The organism is Pristimantibacillus sp. Z349TD_6 (assembly GCF_056173205.1).
In genome coordinates, this window is the sequence record NZ_CM149662.1 from 1,882,120 (window position 1) to 1,898,854 (window position 16,735).

15 protein-coding genes and 4 riboswitches are annotated in these 16,735 nt (G+C 46.0%); of the genes, 11 read left to right on the forward strand and 4 right to left on the reverse strand.

What is annotated here, in order from left to right; genetic code table 11:
• The first annotated feature begins 3 nt into the window (after positions 1 to 3).
• Complete coding sequence (kduD, locus tag AC0VYE_RS08115; protein WP_076267938.1) at positions 4 to 759, forward strand: 2-dehydro-3-deoxy-D-gluconate 5-dehydrogenase KduD; 756 nt, start codon at positions 4 to 6, stop codon at positions 757 to 759.
• Positions 760 to 903: 144 nt separating this feature from the next.
• Positions 904 to 1,097, forward strand: a riboswitch (cobalamin riboswitch).
• 149 nt (positions 1,098 to 1,246) lie between these two features.
• The gene (gene metE, locus AC0VYE_RS08120; protein WP_475447171.1) at positions 1,247 to 3,553 is read left to right on the forward strand and encodes a 5-methyltetrahydropteroyltriglutamate--homocysteine S-methyltransferase; all 2,307 of its coding nucleotides are present in this window, start codon (positions 1,247 to 1,249) and stop codon (positions 3,551 to 3,553) included.
• Positions 3,554 to 3,627: 74 nt separating this feature from the next.
• On the opposite strand, the gene AC0VYE_RS08125 is transcribed toward metE, so the two are convergent.
• Positions 3,628 to 4,053: a hypothetical protein gene (locus AC0VYE_RS08125; protein WP_076267937.1), complete on the reverse strand. Its 426-nt coding sequence runs from the start codon at positions 4,051 to 4,053 to the stop codon at positions 3,628 to 3,630.
• A gap of 3 nt (positions 4,054 to 4,056) precedes the next feature.
• Positions 4,057 to 4,218, reverse strand: a riboswitch (cyclic di-AMP (ydaO/yuaA leader).
• Positions 4,219 to 4,264: 46 nt separating this feature from the next.
• Complete coding sequence (locus AC0VYE_RS08130) at positions 4,265 to 4,693, reverse strand: hypothetical protein (RefSeq protein ID WP_475447173.1); 429 nt, start codon at positions 4,691 to 4,693, stop codon at positions 4,265 to 4,267.
• 439 nt (positions 4,694 to 5,132) lie between these two features.
• A riboswitch (cyclic di-AMP (ydaO/yuaA leader) is annotated at positions 5,133 to 5,331 on the forward strand.
• A 91-nt stretch (positions 5,332 to 5,422) separates the two neighbouring features.
• A riboswitch (cyclic di-AMP (ydaO/yuaA leader) is annotated at positions 5,423 to 5,593 on the forward strand.
• 118 nt (positions 5,594 to 5,711) lie between these two features.
• On the opposite strand from AC0VYE_RS08130, the gene AC0VYE_RS08135 reads away from it, so the two are divergent.
• The 6 genes from AC0VYE_RS08135 (at position 5,712) to AC0VYE_RS08160 (ending at position 13,027) form a co-directional block, all read left to right on the forward strand.
• Positions 5,712 to 6,110, forward strand: coding sequence for an NAD-binding protein (locus AC0VYE_RS08135; RefSeq protein ID WP_430057572.1), 399 nt, complete (start codon positions 5,712 to 5,714; stop codon positions 6,108 to 6,110).
• A 123-nt stretch (positions 6,111 to 6,233) separates the two neighbouring features.
• Positions 6,234 to 6,311, forward strand: a complete 78-nt coding sequence (gene kdpF / locus AC0VYE_RS08140) for a K(+)-transporting ATPase subunit F (protein ID WP_076268070.1) — start codon at positions 6,234 to 6,236, stop codon at positions 6,309 to 6,311.
• Positions 6,312 to 6,329: 18 nt separating this feature from the next.
• Positions 6,330 to 8,009, forward strand: coding sequence for a potassium-transporting ATPase subunit KdpA (kdpA, locus tag AC0VYE_RS08145; RefSeq protein WP_475447175.1), 1,680 nt, complete (start codon positions 6,330 to 6,332; stop codon positions 8,007 to 8,009).
• A gap of 18 nt (positions 8,010 to 8,027) precedes the next feature.
• The gene (kdpB, locus tag AC0VYE_RS08150; protein WP_475447177.1) at positions 8,028 to 10,061 is read left to right on the forward strand and encodes a potassium-transporting ATPase subunit KdpB; all 2,034 of its coding nucleotides are present in this window, start codon (positions 8,028 to 8,030) and stop codon (positions 10,059 to 10,061) included.
• Positions 10,062 to 10,092: 31 nt separating this feature from the next.
• Positions 10,093 to 10,701 (forward strand): potassium-transporting ATPase subunit KdpC, encoded by a 609-nt coding sequence (gene kdpC, locus AC0VYE_RS08155; RefSeq protein WP_475447179.1) that lies wholly within the window; start codon positions 10,093 to 10,095, stop codon positions 10,699 to 10,701.
• A gap of 4 nt (positions 10,702 to 10,705) precedes the next feature.
• Entirely contained in the window at positions 10,706 to 13,027 is a 2,322-nt protein-coding gene (locus AC0VYE_RS08160; RefSeq protein WP_475447181.1) for a histidine kinase, read from the forward strand.
• A 70-nt stretch (positions 13,028 to 13,097) separates the two neighbouring features.
• Here AC0VYE_RS08160 and AC0VYE_RS08165 read toward each other — a convergent pair whose 3' ends face one another.
• Positions 13,098 to 13,421, reverse strand: a complete 324-nt coding sequence (locus AC0VYE_RS08165; RefSeq protein WP_076267930.1) for a winged helix-turn-helix transcriptional regulator — start codon at positions 13,419 to 13,421, stop codon at positions 13,098 to 13,100.
• 147 nt (positions 13,422 to 13,568) lie between these two features.
• Here AC0VYE_RS08165 and AC0VYE_RS08170 point away from each other — a divergent pair, with 147 nt between their 5' ends.
• The 3 genes from AC0VYE_RS08170 (at position 13,569) to AC0VYE_RS08180 (ending at position 16,318) form a co-directional block, all read left to right on the forward strand.
• Complete coding sequence (locus AC0VYE_RS08170; protein ID WP_475447183.1) at positions 13,569 to 14,333, forward strand: DODA-type extradiol aromatic ring-opening family dioxygenase; 765 nt, start codon at positions 13,569 to 13,571, stop codon at positions 14,331 to 14,333.
• Positions 14,334 to 14,364: 31 nt separating this feature from the next.
• Positions 14,365 to 15,111 carry a GTP cyclohydrolase II gene (locus AC0VYE_RS08175; protein ID WP_475447185.1) on the forward strand — a complete coding sequence of 249 codons (747 nt, stop codon included), beginning with the start codon at positions 14,365 to 14,367 and terminating at the stop codon, positions 15,109 to 15,111.
• 244 nt (positions 15,112 to 15,355) lie between these two features.
• Positions 15,356 to 16,318: an aldolase catalytic domain-containing protein gene (locus AC0VYE_RS08180; RefSeq protein WP_441879082.1), complete on the forward strand. Its 963-nt coding sequence runs from the start codon at positions 15,356 to 15,358 to the stop codon at positions 16,316 to 16,318.
• Positions 16,319 to 16,385: 67 nt separating this feature from the next.
• Here the strand turns inward: AC0VYE_RS08180 and AC0VYE_RS08185 are convergent, their stop codons facing one another.
• Entirely contained in the window at positions 16,386 to 16,688 is a 303-nt protein-coding gene (locus tag AC0VYE_RS08185; RefSeq protein ID WP_441879080.1) for a hypothetical protein, read from the reverse strand.
• Positions 16,689 to 16,735 lie beyond the last annotated feature (47 nt).

The window sequence follows — 16,735 nt, forward strand, 5'->3', positions numbered from 1 at the left end:
CCGATGAGTTTGTTTGATTTGACGGGTAAAACAGCTGTCGTCACAGGTGCAGGGCGCGGGCTTGGAGAAGCGATTGCGCTTGGATTAGCACAAGCGGGTGCGGATATTGCGCTTGTCACGAACCAAACGCCTGCTGACAAAACGGCAGCGGCGATAAGAGAGCTTGGTCGCAAAGCGATTACAATTCAGACTGATATTGCTGACCGAACGAAGCTTGCTGGCATTGTTGATCGTACAGTTGAAGAACTGGGACGCATCGATATTTTGGTCAACAACGCGGGTATCATTCGCCGCACGCCAGCTGCAGAGCATAGCTACGAGGACTGGCAGGATGTACTGGACGTTAACTTGAATTCTGTATTTCTCCTTTCCCAGCTGGCTGGGAAACATATGATCGAACAGGGCTCAGGGAAAATTATAAACATTGCGTCGATGTTAACCTTCCAAGGCGGCATTAATGTTCCGGGTTATACGTCCAGCAAACATGCCGTTGCCGGTCTTACCAAAGCGCTTGCCAGCGAATGGGCAGCTAAAGGCTTGCAAGTAAATGCGATAGCCCCAGGCTACATGAGTACAGACAACACCGAAGCGCTTCGCGAGGATCCTGTTCGCAGTGCTCAAATTTTGCAGCGCATACCAGCGGGACGCTGGGGTACATCGCAGGATTTGATTGGACCAGCGGTGTTCCTAGCCTCTTCAGCTTCTGATTATATGAACGGCCATATCTTGGCTGTTGATGGCGGTTGGCTGGTTAGGTAATTGTATAAAAAACCAATAAGGCTTTCCTTTTGCAGCGCAGGCTGTTTAGAGGAGAGTCTTTTTTTGATATTATAATGATTTCCATTGTATGGTTATTATTTTGCGTGTATAGTTATTCGTGATCCTAAAAAATGCGATCAACAACTGAAATAAGTGGAAATAGGTGCTCTTGCGGTATAGCTTGAGCTTAAAAGGGAAGTCCGGTGCAAAACCGACGCGGTCCCGCCACTGTAACAGAGGAGTCTAAGCGCCAACGCCACTGATCTTTAAAGGTTGGGAAGGCAAGCTTACGATGATGATTCTGGAGCCAGGAGACCTGCCTATTTGAACGACACTGATTTTACCTACGGGAGATAGGGAGGTGTTAAGACAGAACCGCTGTTTATTAAAACGCCGGGCGTCTTTACCTTTGCTTCTTTAAGGTAACGACGCTCTTTTTTGTGCTTTTATTTCATAATAATTACATTTATTAGGAGGAAATATGAACGTGAGCAAACTGCAAAACAGTGTACTTGGATATCCGCGTATCGGCGAAAATCGGGAATGGAAAAAAGCGCTTGAAGCTTTTTGGAAAGGTGATTTGGACGAAACGATATTCCTTCAAACGCTTGAAAGCATTCGTCTAAACAACCTGAAGCTGCAAAAGGATAAAGGAATTTCTTTAATCCCTGTAAATGATTTTACGTTGTATGATCAAATGCTGGATACTGCAGCGATGTTTGGCCTTGTGCCAGAGCGTTTTTCCTACGATGGAGGTCCTGTTCCCGTACAGACCTACTACGCAATGGCGAGAGGGACACAGGAAGCACAAGCCTGCGAGATGACCAAATGGTTTAATACCAACTATCACTATATCGTGCCAGAACTTGCGGGTGCTGCTCCGGTACTGACGGAAAACCGTCCGCTGATTGCGTACCGGGAAGCCAAAGAAAAGCTTGGCATTGAAGGTAAACCTGTCATTATTGGCCTATATACCTTCCTCAAGCTGTCGAAGGGCTACGATGCCAAGCAGCTTCCGCAGCTCATTGAGCAGTTTATACCGCTTTATGCTCAGCTGCTTAAGGAGCTTGAGCAAGAAGGCGTACAATGGGTGCAAATCGATGAGCCAATCCTTGTTACCTCTATTTCTGAGGAAGAGATGCAATGGGTTGAATCGATCTATGCAAGGCTGAACCAAGCAGCGCCAGCGCTTAACATTATGCTTCAAACGTATTTTGAAGCGGTTGAGCATTATGAAGCTGTAGCTGCTCTCCCGGTACAAGCGATCGGTTTGGATTTCGTTCATGGTTTGGAGCAAAACTTGAAGTCGCTGGAGCAATTTGGTTATCCGAAGGATAAGCTCGCTGGTATCGGACTTGTAGACGGACGCAACATTTGGCGCGCAGACTATAAGCAAAAGCTTGAATTGCTGCAAAAGATTTCGGCATACATTCCAGCTGAGCGCACGATCATTCAATCGTCATGCAGCCTGCTGCATGTGCCGGTAACGGCAAAAAACGAAACCAATCTGCTAGTAGAGCTGCGTGAGGCGCTTGCATTCGCGGAAGAAAAGCTGGATGAAATCGTGTGGCTAAGTGAAACAGCGACTGTAAATGAGGCGGACATCTCAGAACTTCGCAAGCTTGAGCTTAAGCTTAACGGCGAGCGGATTCATCATTTATCCATTTCTCCTGCCCGCAATCGTCAAGCTGCTGATGCAGCAGCGGTAGCGGCGCATCCTTCAACGAGGCAGAAGCCATTTGCGGAGAGACAAAAGCTGCAGCAGCAAAAGTGGAATTTGCCGTTCCTTCCAACAACGACAATCGGCAGCTTCCCGCAAACGCTGGATGTACGTCAAGCAAGGCAAAAGTGGAGAAAAAACGAGCTCAGCTCACAGGACTACGCTTCCTTTATCAACGATAAAATTAAAAACTGGATTGAAATCCAAGAAGAGCTTAACATTGACGTCCTCGTTCACGGTGAATTTGAGCGTACGGACATGGTCGAATTTTTCGGAGAGAAGCTGGATGGGTTCGCATTTACAAAAGGCGGCTGGGTTCAATCGTATGGTTCCCGCTGCGTAAAGCCGCCGGTCATTTATGGCGATGTTGTATTTACTGAGCCAATGACAGTAACCGAAAGCGTGTACGCGCAGTCGCTGACAAGTCGTCCGGTAAAAGGGATGTTGACGGGTCCGATTACGATTTTGAACTGGTCATTTGTCCGCAACGATATCACACGCGAGCAGGTTGCATACCAAATTGCGCTTGCACTTTCAGAGGAAGTAAAGGCGCTTGAGACCGCAGGCATCGAAATGATTCAGGTTGATGAGCCAGCTTTGCGAGAAGGCTTGCCGCTTAAACGCAGTGATTGGGATGCTTATTTAAAATGGGGCGTGCATGCCTTCCGTCTATCGACTTCAGATGTGCATGACACCACACAAATTCATACACATATGTGTTATTGTGAGTTCCATGATATTATCGATTCCATTCTTGCGCTGGATGCGGATGTCATCTCCATTGAAACCTCGCGCAGCCATGGCGAGCTGATTCATAGCTTTGAGGAGAACACCTATGACCAAGGCATCGGCTTGGGCGTTTACGATATTCACAGCCCGCGTGTACCGTCCGTGGAAGAAATGGTCAGTATGATCGAGCGCGCCATTAAAGTGCTCGATCCTACGCTCTTCTGGATTAATCCGGACTGCGGCTTGAAAACACGCGGAATGGAAGAAACGGTTGCTTCACTGCGCAACATGATGCTGGCTACTTACCAAGTCAGGGAGCAGCGTGCTGCATTAGCGAAGGTTTAAATTCTAAATACAATAAGACAGTCCAGAACTAGGTTATCTGTTCTGGACTGCCTTTTTTTTTCTTATGAACGAAATTAATCCAAAGAGATGTAGGAGACGGAACGTTGACGCAAAACAGACTCTTCATGGTCGTTGCTGTACGGGGCTGCATCGGCGGATTGTGCTAGGACATGCTTGACGGCGGAGACGAATAAGTCGAGAACGCGCCCATCCTGATCCGTTTTGTCATAGTGATACTGGTTAAGAGGTGGTAGAGGAATGCTGCCGATAAAAGACTGAAGCAGGTCGCTCCATCGTTCTAAGTCAATGAGCTCTTCTGTGTCGCTGGCAAATAGTTCACTCCAGCCGAAGCCTTGATTGCTTGTTAAACGAAGACATACGCGATGGCCTGCAGAATCGACGGCAAGAGCAGGAATGACGAATAGCTCGATTCGTGTGACAGATAAATAAGGGGTCTGTTCCGTAAAAAGATGCAGATTTCGTGCACAATTTGTCAACATATACATCTCTCCTTTATTCGCTTACGAGGTTAGCTGTCGGATTCGGGCTAGAGAGAAAGCCCTACCAGGGTTACAAATCCCTGGATTCACCCCTTGCGAATCGATTTCGATCGATCGCGATGGTTCCCCCGCTTTTTCATTCGAAAAATTCAGCGTAAATAGTTTACTCTTAATTATACCCTTCATTAGCGCATCTGTAAATCAGAAGTGCCTAAAATAACGATACATAGGAGATAGCTTGTTTAAATAAAGTATGCTCTTCACGGTCATATTCACAGTTTGGAAAAGAGTAAGGATTGGATTCTATATGCAAAGTAGCGGCTGCAAACAAATGATATATACGCTCGTCCTTCATCATTGGATCTGTTTGAAAAACAAAAGGAGACGCAAGAGGAAGTGTGCCGATGAACCTTAGCAGCATACTGCTCCATCTGATCCAGTCGCGAGGCTTCTCGGATTTTTTAATAAACAGCTCACTCCAGCCGTGACCATTATGAGTGGAGATCCTTAGACAAACACGGTAACCATTCGATTCAAGCATGGAAGCCGGCAGCACAAACATTTGAATTCGTTTAATTTCAAACAAGGCAGCAGGATGATTTTCCAAACTTGGCAAGGGTACTTCAACTGGTGTAGACATCAATGAGATCTCTCCTCGATTTGAATAATTCACCGATAATACTCAGCCATATTGGCTTGCCGTCTATGGTAAACCCGAAATGCAATATTGTAAAACTGTGGTATATCGTGAAAAGGCAGCCATATGCCATTTTAAAAGAAATCCATTCGTTATGGCAGTAAAAAGATATTTATTCTTCGAAATACTCGTTTATTCTCTTCCATTCTCGATTATAGAGAAATCTGATTATTCACGCATAAAATCGTTAGAAAGGGAATGAACACTATTTTTGAAAACAAGAGTAAAACTGAGAAATAGTGAGATATCGAGAGATCGAAATGAATGTAAGCGTTGCGAATCGCTCTGCAAGGCTGAAACTGGCTAAATTAGGTAGCAGACTGCCTTTACAGTATTTATAGCGAGGAGTAATATTCGATACAGGATTTATAAATAAGTTTCGATTTACTGATCGCTGAGTTTCCGTGAAAGCGGAAGCGGGGGAACCAATAATGACGCGATGCGCCTGTTCGATGTGAGAGTCGAACAAACGCAGAGCAGGGGTGAATCTTTGACAGGTGCCATGGATACCGGTCAAAGTAGGGCGACTCTCACCGCCCGAATCCGACAGCTAACCTCGTAAGCGTGGACCGAGAGAGGAATGATGAAGCTTGTGATCGATTAACTTCGACCGCAGAGTGTCATAGACCTCTGTGGTTTTTTGTGCCCAAAAAAGCTTTATTTGCTACAAAATGTAAGAAAACGCTGAGTCCTGCAGCAGCAGGAACGGGGGAACCAACGAACGATTCGTGAGTGATCACGATTTCGCTTCATGGGGTGAATCGCTTGAAAATAATCAAGCGTAGGGCAACTCTCAAGGCCCGAATCCGACAGCTAACCTCGTAAGTGTACTCGAGAGAGGCAACAGCCATCGTGCTTCCCGCGGCTTATTCTGCTGCGGGCAAAGAAGCCGCGGGAAAAGTTCCTCTTATCCCAAGGCTTCTTTTTTGTTGCCTTTTTTACCATATGGAGGAGAATTCGGTTGCAGGAAGAGCATATTATTGTTGCTGGTCTAAACGAGGCTGGCCAATCATTCATACGAACTTTGCAGTTTCATCAATTAAAATTTATTGTTTTGACCAATAGCAAACAGGAACAAAAACAGCTTCGCAAGCAGGGCATCAGCAATGTTTTGTACATCAATACGAATGATCGTCAAAGCTGGAATGTTCCTTCGATGAACATTAGCGAGGTATTTATATTTGAGAGCAGCTTGGCGCTTAGCTGCCGCTTTGTACAGTGCTGCAGAGCTTGGACCTCAAAGTCCATTTACGTCATCACACAGCAGTGGAATCCAAGGGCTATTTACAAGGGGCTAGGAGCGGATCATATCGTATTCTCTCATACCGGTGAAGTCGGTTTTCTATTAAGCAACAAATAATGCAGGAGGGGTTTACATGCAGGATTTTTATATGTTCGGGGCGTTGTTGGCTAGCTTCGGTTTATTTTACGGATTTTTAACTTGGTGCTCCAGTGTTATTGAGAAAACAGGAGGCGAAGGCCAATGACTGTCATAGCGATAGCGGCTGTATTTGTTTTCGTTTATCTGATTTATGCGTTAATTCATCCGGAGAAGTTTTAATAGAGGGGGATTTACAAGATGGATATTTTACAATTGCTTATCGTCATTGCCGTTCTTGTATTGTTAGTTAAGCCGCTTGGTACTTACGTCTATCATGTGTTCTCCAATGAACACAATCGGTTAGACAAAGTATTCGGAGGGACGGAGCGATTTATATTTAAGCTTATTGGTCTCAAAAAAAGAGAGGGCATGAGCTGGAAGATATACGCACTCAGCTTTGTTGCAACCAATTTAATTTTAGTTGCTTTCAGCTATTTGATATTGCGGTTCCAAAATGCGCTGCCGTTTAATCCAAATGGCATGGCAGCCATGGAGCCTACACTGACTTTCAATACAGTCATCAGCTTTATTACCAATACGAATCTTCAGCATTATAGCGGGGAAAGCGCCTTATCTTATTTCTCTCAAATGGCGGTCATCATGATGATGATGTTCACGTCAGCGGCGACAGGCTTCTCGGTTGCCATCGCGTTTGTTCGTGGGATTACGAGTAAAGGAACGACGATCGGCAACTTTTTCGAGGATTTTGTAAAAGCACACACAAGAATTTTTCTTCCGATTTCCTTTATTATCACGCTTGTGCTTGTCGCTCTACAGGTGCCGCAAACGCTTGATCCAACATTTACAATTAAAACGCTAGAGGGAGCCATGCAGCAAATTGCAATTGGTCCTGTAGCTTCGCTTGAATCCATCAAACATTTGGGCACAAACGGCGGCGGTTTTTTTGGAGTGAACTCGGCTCATCCATTTGAAAACCCAAATCCATTAACGAATGTGATTCAAATCTTGTCGATGTGGGCGCTGCCGGCTTCGCTTCCTTATGCATTTGGGCTTTTTGCAAAAAACAAAAAGCAGGGCTGGGTTGTATTCTCCGCCATGATGTGTCTGTTTCTAGTGTTTCTAAGCCTTGCTTACACATCGGAGAAAACAGGCAATCCTGCTATGAGCGCACTAGGAATCGACGCTACTCAAGGAAGCATGGAAGGCAAGGAAGTAAGGTTTGGTATCGCGCAATCGGCACTGTTCACAACGGTAACAGCCGCTGCGACAACGGGTACCGTCAACAATATGCATGACACGCTTACACCGCTTGGCGGCTTGGTTCCGCTTGCTGAAATGATGCTTAATGTCGTCTTTGGAGGCAAGGGAGTAGGGCTTATCAATATGCTCATGTACGCCATACTAGCAGTGTTTATATGCGGGCTAATGGTTGGGCGAACGCCGGAGTTTCTGGGCCGAAAAGTAGAGCCGCGAGAAATGAAACTGATAGCGATAGCGATTCTAGTTCATCCTTTCATTATATTGGTGCCCACCGCCATCGCTTTTATGACGGATTTGGGTCACGGGGCGATAACGAATCTCGGGTTCCACGGCATCAGCCAGGTGCTTTACGAATATACGTCATCGGCAGCGAATAATGGCTCAGGCTTTGAGGGGCTAGGCGATAATACGCCTTTCTGGAATATTAGCACTGGACTTGTCATGCTGACCGGCCGTTATATTTCGATGATTGCGATGCTGGCGGTTGCTGGATCTCTTGTTCGCAAGCAGCCTGTTCCAGAAACAATCGGTACGTTCCGTACAGATAATGGGCTTTTCACTGTATTACTAATTGGTACTGTTCTTTTAATTGGTGCATTAACCTTCTTGCCGGTCATCGTGCTTGGGCCGGTTGCAGAATATTTGACACTCCGCTAACGGATGAGGTGAACGATAATGAATAAAAATAAGAAGAATAATTTGCTGTCGGGAGATGCGGTTAAACATGCCGTTGTCGATAGCTTTGTGAAATTAAATCCAGTTACGATGATGAAAAATCCAGTTATGTTTGTTGTCGAGGTAGGGACGGTTATCGTTCTGCTGATGACTATTTTTCCAAATTACTTTAATTCTCAAGAACGCATAGGCTTTAATATTACCGTGTTTTTCATCCTGCTTTTTACGCTGCTGTTCGCAAACTTTGCTGAAGCTATTGCAGAGGGCAGGGGCAAGGCACAGGCCAATTCGCTCAAAAAATCTAAGCAGGAAATGAGCGCCAATAAGCTTGTCGGCAGCTCTATTGTAGTCGTATCATCAACGGAGCTCCGCAAAGGCGATATTTTCATCGTCTCCCAAGGCGAAATGATTCCTGGTGATGGCGAGGTTATTGAAGGGCTGGCTTCCGTAGATGAATCAGCGATTACAGGTGAATCGGCGCCAGTCATTAAAGAAGCTGGAGGAGATTTCAGCTCGGTTACAGGCGGTACAAGGGTTGTGAGTGACAAAATTAAAGTGCGCATGACGAGTGACCCCGGGGAGTCATTCATCGATCGGATGATTGCCCTTGTTGAAGGAGCGAAACGTCAGAAGACGCCTAATGAAATTGCGCTCAATACGCTTTTGACTAGTTTAACGATTATTTTCTTAATTGTAGTTGTTACGTTGGCACCAATCGCTGACTATTTGGGTATCCACTTAGAAATTCCAGTATTAATCGCGCTGCTCGTATGTTTAATTCCGACGACCATCGGCGGACTATTATCAGCAATCGGCATTGCTGGGATGGATAGAGTAACTCAGTTTAATGTGCTGGCTATGTCAGGTAAGGCTGTTGAAGCAGCAGGCGACATTAATACGATGATTTTGGATAAAACAGGAACGATCACGTTCGGCAACCGGATGGCAAGCGAGCTTGTGCCTGTCGGAGGCAGCAATCTTCAAACTTTATCGGGTTGGGCGGCGATTAGCTCGCTTAAGGATGAAACGCCTGAAGGCCGTTCTGTGCTTGAATGGATGAAGAAGCAGGGCTTAAGCTATGATGCCTCACTTGCGGAAGGCGGCGAATTTATTGAATTCAATGCAGAGACGCGAATGAGCGGCATTGATCTGGCAAACGGCCGCCGAGTTCGGAAGGGCTCTGTCGATGCGGTTCGGAAGTGGGTAGCTTCTCAGGGGGGAACCATCCCATCCGATTTGGATAATATTTCGAATACGATTGCTACATTAGGCGGTACACCGCTCGCAGTAGCTGTTGATAACCAAATCTTTGGTGTTATCTATTTGAAGGATACCGTTAAGCCAGGAATGAAGGAAAGATTCGATCAGCTGCGAGAGATGGGCATCAAAACGATTATGTGTACGGGAGACAATCCGCTTACAGCAGCAACCATCGCGCATGAAGCGGGAGTCGACGATTTTATTGCGGAGAGCAGGCCGGAAGATAAAATAGCTGTTATCCGCCGTGAACAAGCCGAAGGAAAAATGGTTGCAATGACTGGTGACGGTACGAACGATGCTCCAGCACTTGCCCAAGCGGATGTGGGTCTTGCTATGAACAGCGGGACGATTGCTGCTAAAGAAGCTGCCAACATGGTGGATTTGGATTCGGACCCTTCCAAAATTATTGAAGTTATTGCTATCGGCAAGCAGCTGCTTATGACAAGAGGCGCACTGACGACTTTTAGTATCGCTAATGACATCGCCAAATATTTTGCAATCATTCCAGCGATGTTCATGCTTGCCATTCCAGAGATGGGCGTTCTAAATATTATGAATTTAGGCTCTCCATTGTCAGCTATACTGTCGGCGCTTATTTTTAACGCGATTATTATTCCGCTGCTTATCCCGCTTGCTATTAAAGGCGTAGCGTACAAACCGATGAGCGGAGCCAAATTGCTTAGCCGAAATGTATTTATTTATGGTCTGGGCGGTGTCATCGTTCCGTTCGTTGGCATTAAACTCATCGACGTTGCAGTGCATTTATGGATTTAATATAACCATACACGAAAGAAGGCTTATCTATATGAATGAACAAGCGAAAAACGCTTCACGATTCCAGTTGTCATCGTTAATGATACCTTTACGAATCAGCATCATATTTATGATTATTTGCGGTATTATTTACCCGCTTGCAAGCACGGGAGCAGCTCAGCTGCTGTTCCCTAAGCAAGCGAATGGAAGCCTTATAAAGGATAGCTCCGGCCAAGTCGTTGGTTCAGAGCTGATCGGCCAAAGCTTTGTTGATCCAAAATGGTTTCAAGGTCGTGTATCAAGCATTGACTATAATGCTGCCGGTTCTGGATCGAACAATTTTGGACCATCCAATCCAGCTTTAATCGAAAGGACCAAAGCTTCCATTGAGGCTTGGAAGGCACAAAATCCAGATGTACCGGTTTCCCAGCTGCCGATCGCATTAATTACGAACTCAGGCTCAGGCCTTGATCCGCATATTACGCCACAGTCGGCTGATGTACAGATCGCAAGAATCAGCAAGCTGACCGGCGTGTCGCCAGCAGAGCTTAAGCAATTGGTTAAAGCAAATACGGAAGGCCGCGATTTAGGCGTTTTCGGTGACGAACGGGTTAATGTGTTGAAGCTGAATATCGCATTGTCAAAAATGTTGGGGGAATAGCCATATGGCTCCGCTGAAAAAGAAAACGCCAGAGGAGCTGCTGCTCTCCATCGCAAAGCTGCATCAAGGACGTCTGAAAATACTCATTGGAGCGGTGAGCGGTTCAGGCAAAACGTATCATATGCTGCGAGAAGGAACAGAGCTGAAGCGAGATGGCATTGATGTTGTCCTTTGCGCGGTTCCTAGGCCGCAGAGTCCGGAGACGCTCGAATTGATTGAACCTTTCGAGCGTGTGCCAAGCATTCATTGGCAGAAGGATGGTGCAGAGCAAAAGGATCTAGATCTGGATGCTTTGGTAGAGAGGGACGCTGAGGTGCTGCTCATAGATGGGCTAGCCCATCGCAATCGAGAAGATGCAAAGTTTCAAACGCGGCTAGAAGATATTATTTTTTTGCTTGGCAAGGGCATAAGCGTTATTACGACAATCAATGTGTATGAGCTCGAGGGTGTAGATCAGGCTGTTCTCAAATGGACGGGGATTCGTCCGAGCTGCACCGTTCCTGCTCATACGCTTGAGCTTGCTGATGAGGTTAGGCTGATTGATGTCTCGCCTGAAACGATGCTTAAGCGGTTTGAGGATGGAACGCTCGGCGTAAAGCCCGATCCTGCAATTTCCCTGCGGGGAAATCTTGCGGTGCTGCGAGAGCTGTCGCTGCGGCTCGTCGCAGAGGGAGTAAATGAATCGCTGGAGAAGCATCGGGAGGAGATGGGGCTCACGGGTCCGTCGGGTGCTTCCGAGCGTATTCTGGTAACCGCACAATATCATTGGAACGGCTCTTTATATGTAAGAAGAGGACAGCAAATTGCCCGCAGGCTTAATGGAGATGTCGTAGTCGTTTCCTTTAAAGAGCCGCAAAAAAAACTGTCCAAGGAAGAGCAGGCTTTTAAAGCTTCAATAAAGAAGCTTACGGTTAAAGTAGGGGGCACATTTGAGGAGCTGCCGTTGCAAAGCCGCCGTCGTTTGCCGTCCGCTCTAGTAAGGTACGCGGAGGAGCATCAGGTTACTCGTATCGTTATGGGCCATTCCAAGCAGAGCAGATGGCAGCAGCTGAAACAGGGCTCGATTGTTGACAGCGTGCTGCGCAGGCTGAAGCAGATCGATTTATTTCTTATGGCAGACCGCTCAGAGCAAGAAGGCGAGCGGATTTTGCCTGTTAAGCAAAGAAGTGATTCGCGAAAAGCGTTGTTTCGAAGGTTCAGCCCAGATGAGCGCGAGCAGCAAATGGAATCCATGAGAAGAGGCAGCTTCAATCTGTATATCGGGGCGGCGCCTGGCGTCGGGAAAACGTATCGGATGCTTGCTGAAGCGAACATGATGTATCAGAAAGGTATAGATGTCGTTATTGGACTCGTGGAAACACATGGGCGCGAGGATACATTGAAGCAGATTGGAGAGCTGCCGATTATCGCTAGGCAAACGATTCAATATCGAGGTACTCAGCTCGAAGAAATGGATGTTGAAGCGATAGTTAGCAGAAATCCCGATGTTGTGCTGGTGGATGAGCTAGCTCATACGAATGTGCCGGGCAGCTTGAGGAAAAAGCGTTATGAGGATGTCATTTATTTGCTGCAAAAGGGAATATCGGTTGTTTCGACGATGAATGTGCAGCATATTGAAAGCTTGAATGACGCCATTGAACAGGTTACTGGCGTTCGTGTTAGAGAAACGGTACCCGATGCGATTATAAGGCTGGCAGATCAAGTAGAGCTGATCGATGTGACACCGCAAATGCTGCAGCAGCGTATGAGAGATGGGAAAATATATGCCAAAGCCAAAGTGGAACAAGCGCTTGGTGCTTTTTTTACGACGGGCAATTTAATTGCGCTGCGCGAGCTTGCCCTTCGCGAGCTTGCTGATGATGTGGATGAACGGCTTGAAGCATGGGATCGCAATCAGACGCTGCGTGGAACGCTGCGCCGAAGAGAGGTCATCTTTGTCGGCATTGATATTCTCGCGGACGCAGAGCGTCTTATTCGGCGGGGCTTCCGCATTGCGTATCGGCTGAAGGCGCAGTGGCATGTGCATCATGTGCAGGATGGCGCACCTTGGACAGACGAGGCGATCAATAAGCGTGATCTGTTGATGAAGCTGACCGAGAGGCTTGGCGGAGTATTTGAAATGTCCAAAGCGGAGAGCAGGGAGCATATTGCGGGTACGCTTCTAACGGCAGCCAATCGCATCAAAGCAACGCAGCTTATCGTAGGGCAGCCTAGCAGAAAGGCGTGGTATGCAAGCTTTCGCGGCAATATCGTCCGTGAATTGCTGCAAGCCGGCCGTCATATGGATATGCTCATTGTGGCGAACCGGATTACGGATAAATGTTAAAAAAGGGAATATCTGCTCAGCGCTTAAACCCCGCTGAGCAGATATTCCCTTTTATGCTGTGTAGGATGGATTAGACTTTGGTTATCGGTTCAATCCAATCTTGAGACCACACTTGTATTTCACGGATAATCGGCTCAAGAGCAAGGCCTTTTTCCGTTAATGAATATTCTATGCGTACAGGTATTTCAGGGTATACATGTCTATCGACAATACCTTCATTCTCAAGTTCTTTGAAACGTTCTGACAGCAATCTGCCGCTGATCGGAAGGGCGGACTGAACGGCGCAGAAGCGCTGCGGGCCGGACAAAAGCTGGAATATGATAAGGCCGGTCCAACGCTTGCTTATAAGTTCCATTCCCTTCTGAAAACGGGGACAAAGGTTAGATTGATCCATGCGCATCACCTCTTTTTACTTCTAATAAGTATAACTCCAATATCTTATTTATACAAGCACACTTGGATATTGTTAATTACTTGACTATCTTTAGTTATAAAATTATAATTAGTTACAAATAGTAAGTGAATTTGAGGAGGTACCGCAATGAATCCTTTATTTCTAGCGCATGGATCACCGATGCTCGCTGTCGAGCAAAATGAATATAGCGAATTTCTAAAACAAACAGGTGCGAGTCTAAAGCCGGATGCGATCGTTATTTTCACGGCGCATTGGGAGACGGACATCGTTACGATTTCATCCAAGGATGATGTATATGAAACGATTTATGACTTTTATGGTTTTCCTGACGAGCTCTACCAGATCAAATATGCTGCTAAAGGCTCAGTAAGAGTCGCTGAGCATGTTGGCCATTTGCTGAGCGAAAATAATATTCAGGTAGCATATGATAATGAAAGAGGACTGGATCATGGCTCATGGACGATGCTAAAGCATATGTTCCCGAAGGCAGATATTCCAGTTGTACAGATTTCTGTAAATCCATATCGTGCTCCACAGGAGCAGTTCCGAATTGGCGAAGCGCTGCGCAGCTTGAGCTCACAAAATATTTTGCTCATTGGCAGCGGCGTGACCGTTCATAATCTTCGATCTGTAAACTGGGGACAGAAGGAGCCGGAGAGCTGGGCTGTCCAGTTTGATGATTGGCTAATAGAGAAAATGAATAAGCACGATACAAATTCGCTATTTCAGTATGAACAGCTTGCTCCGCATGCTAAAATGGCAGTACCCCGTCCAGAACATTTTGTTCCATTATATATAGCTTTAGGCAGCGGCAGTCCAGAGTCAGCTCCAAAGGTCATATATCGAAGTTATGAATTTGGTACGCTCAGCTACTTATGCATGCAATTTTAATTGCGTATTCTTTTAGAGAAGGTGAACTAGCATGATTAAACCTAATATAGCAGCACTTATTAAAAATAAACTAAAACGTATGCAAAGCGGAAATGATGACATTTATGTGATCGGTCCTGTGAAGCTTCCCGTCGACCTTGACGGAGAAACTAAGATTTTTCATTGGTATAGCTGGCTCCGCAAAGAAGCAGGCGAGGAGCTGTCTCCCGAGCAGCTCGTTGATGATTTAAATCGATTCTCTTATGCGGACCTGCAGCAATCAAGCGTTCTCGTATATGGCGATTTTGAAAATAATGAAGACGCGCTCATTCGGATGCACAGCATCTGTCATACAGGCGATATCTTCGGAAGCGCAAGATGTGATTGCGGCTTTCAGTTAAAGCAATCGATGCGGATCATTATAGAGCATGGCACGGGGGCGCTCTTTTATTTAGCCAATCACGAGGGCCGTGGAATCGGTTTGTTCAGTAAAGCGATTGCCTACTTGCTTCAAGAGGATGGGCTCGATACGGTTGATGCGAATACAGAGCTTGGTTTCGCAGATGATTCGCGTGATTATAGTGATGCCATTGCTGTACTGAAGCTGCTGAGGAAGCACCCGGTATCGATTATTACCAACAATCCGCGGAAAGTGGATGCTCTGCGCAAATCGGGCATGAACGTGGCGGGAAGAGTGCCATTATGGGGAAATTCCTCTACTTATAATGAAAAATATATCCAAACGAAAATGAAGCGATCGGGTCATTATGGACAAGAGCCTCATACGCTTGTTAAATAATTTTTTGTAAAAGCAGCCAAAGAAGCCGGTTTCTACGTTAAATCGTTGAGACGGCTTTTTTGTCTGAACATTGGTCATAATAGTCAAAGTAGATGTCCTATCGCTGACCTAGAAGGTGTTTGCAGAGTAGACAAAACTGCTTCTAAATTAACCATAAAACGACAAAATTATTTTGCGTTCCTCATTCTTTTCAAGTATGATGAGATAAAATGAACTCATGTTCACATCAAAGGAGTAACAAAGCATGCAATCAAAAACAAGCCACTGTAAAATTGTTGACTGCACGATCCGTGATGGCGGACTCGTAAATAATTGGGATTTTAGTGTCGAGTTCGTTCAGCATTTGTACCAAAGCTTGAACGAAGCCGGCGTCGATTATATGGAAATCGGCTACAAAAACTCTCCGAAACTGCTTAAGGGTGCTGAAAGTGCAGGACCTTGGCGTTTTCTAAATGATGATTTCTTGAAAAAAGTTATCCCTAACAAAGGAAATACGAAGCTTTCCGCACTTGTTGATATCGGTCGTGTTGACGAGAACGACATTTTGCCGCGCAGCGAGAGCTTGCTTGATCTGATTCGCGTTGCTTGCTACATCCAAGATGTAGACAAAGCACTTGAACTGGTTAAAGTATTCCATGATCGCGGATACGAAACGACAATTAACATTATGGCTCTCTCTAACGTAATGGAGAACCAGCTTATTGAAGCTTTCCAGCTTATCAATGAGAGTGTTGTTGATGTTGTTTACGTCGTTGACTCCTACGGCAGCTTGAAACCAAGCGATATGAGCTACCTCGTTGACAAGTTCCGTCAGCATTTGCCTAACAAACGTCTAGGCGTTCACGCACACAACAATTTGCAGCTTGCATTCGCTAACACGCTGCTAGCAGCAGAACATGGCGTTGAGCTGCTTGATGCATCTGTTTATGGCATGGGCCGCGCAGCGGGCAACTGCAACACGGAGCTATTGGTATCTGAGCTTCAAAACACGAAATACAACATCCGTCCTGTCCTTGATATGATCGAGAAGTACATGGTTCCGCTTCGCGAGAAGGAAGAATGGGGTTACATCATTCCTTACATGATTACAGGTATTTTGGATGAGCATCCACGTTCCGCTATGGCGCTTCGTGATTCTGCGGACAAAGATAAAGGCGTAGAGTTTTATGATCGCCTTACAACGCCTGAAATTGCTCACGGCAAATAATAATAAATCAAAAGAAGCTAAGGCAAGTCATGAACATGACTTATCTTAGCTTCTTTTTTTGTGTGAATTATGTTTCAAGCAGCTCGCCATCGCCCCGAACAGCAGCAGCTTGATGAGGCTCATTCGGATGAAAATAGCCTTTGCCTCGGAAGGTTTGCCCACTGCTGGCGACAGCAGTAAGCTCAATTCCGATATCCTCATTTCTGCCAAACCATGCTAATAGCTCACGATCGCCAACGCCATTTATATCTACGTACCATAATCGATCCCCATACTCCGTAACTCGAACGAGCTCAGCGGAAGTAAAGGAAAGCTGAATCGTCTTTTGCTGATAAGTCATTTCAAATGCGATTAATTCGAATGTTTCCAAGGTGAAGTCCTCCTGAATAATTGCTTCATGCAGTCGATCATGGGACT

Excerpts from the sequence above, each read along its gene's own strand:
- kdpB (WP_475447177.1), top strand. The coding sequence starts at position 8,028 with ATGAATAAAAATAAGAAGAATAATTTGCTGTCGGGAGATGCGGTTAAA.
- AC0VYE_RS08130 (WP_475447173.1), bottom strand. The coding sequence starts at position 4,693 with ATGTCTACACCAGTTGAAGTACCCTTGCCAAGTTTGGAAAATCATCCT.
- kduD (WP_076267938.1), top strand. The coding sequence starts at position 4 with ATGAGTTTGTTTGATTTGACGGGTAAAACAGCTGTCGTCACAGGTGCA.
- AC0VYE_RS08170 (WP_475447183.1), top strand. The coding sequence starts at position 13,569 with ATGAATCCTTTATTTCTAGCGCATGGATCACCGATGCTCGCTGTCGAG.
- AC0VYE_RS08125 (WP_076267937.1), bottom strand. The coding sequence starts at position 4,053 with ATGTTGACAAATTGTGCACGAAATCTGCATCTTTTTACGGAACAGACC.
- kdpC (WP_475447179.1), top strand. The coding sequence starts at position 10,093 with ATGAATGAACAAGCGAAAAACGCTTCACGATTCCAGTTGTCATCGTTA.
- kdpA (WP_475447175.1), top strand. The coding sequence starts at position 6,330 with ATGGATATTTTACAATTGCTTATCGTCATTGCCGTTCTTGTATTGTTA.
- AC0VYE_RS08180 (WP_441879082.1), top strand. The coding sequence starts at position 15,356 with ATGCAATCAAAAACAAGCCACTGTAAAATTGTTGACTGCACGATCCGT.
- AC0VYE_RS08165 (WP_076267930.1), bottom strand. The coding sequence starts at position 13,421 with ATGGATCAATCTAACCTTTGTCCCCGTTTTCAGAAGGGAATGGAACTT.
- AC0VYE_RS08160 (WP_475447181.1), top strand. The coding sequence starts at position 10,706 with ATGGCTCCGCTGAAAAAGAAAACGCCAGAGGAGCTGCTGCTCTCCATC.
- kdpF (WP_076268070.1), top strand. The coding sequence starts at position 6,234 with ATGACTGTCATAGCGATAGCGGCTGTATTTGTTTTCGTTTATCTGATT.
- AC0VYE_RS08175 (WP_475447185.1), top strand. The coding sequence starts at position 14,365 with ATGATTAAACCTAATATAGCAGCACTTATTAAAAATAAACTAAAACGT.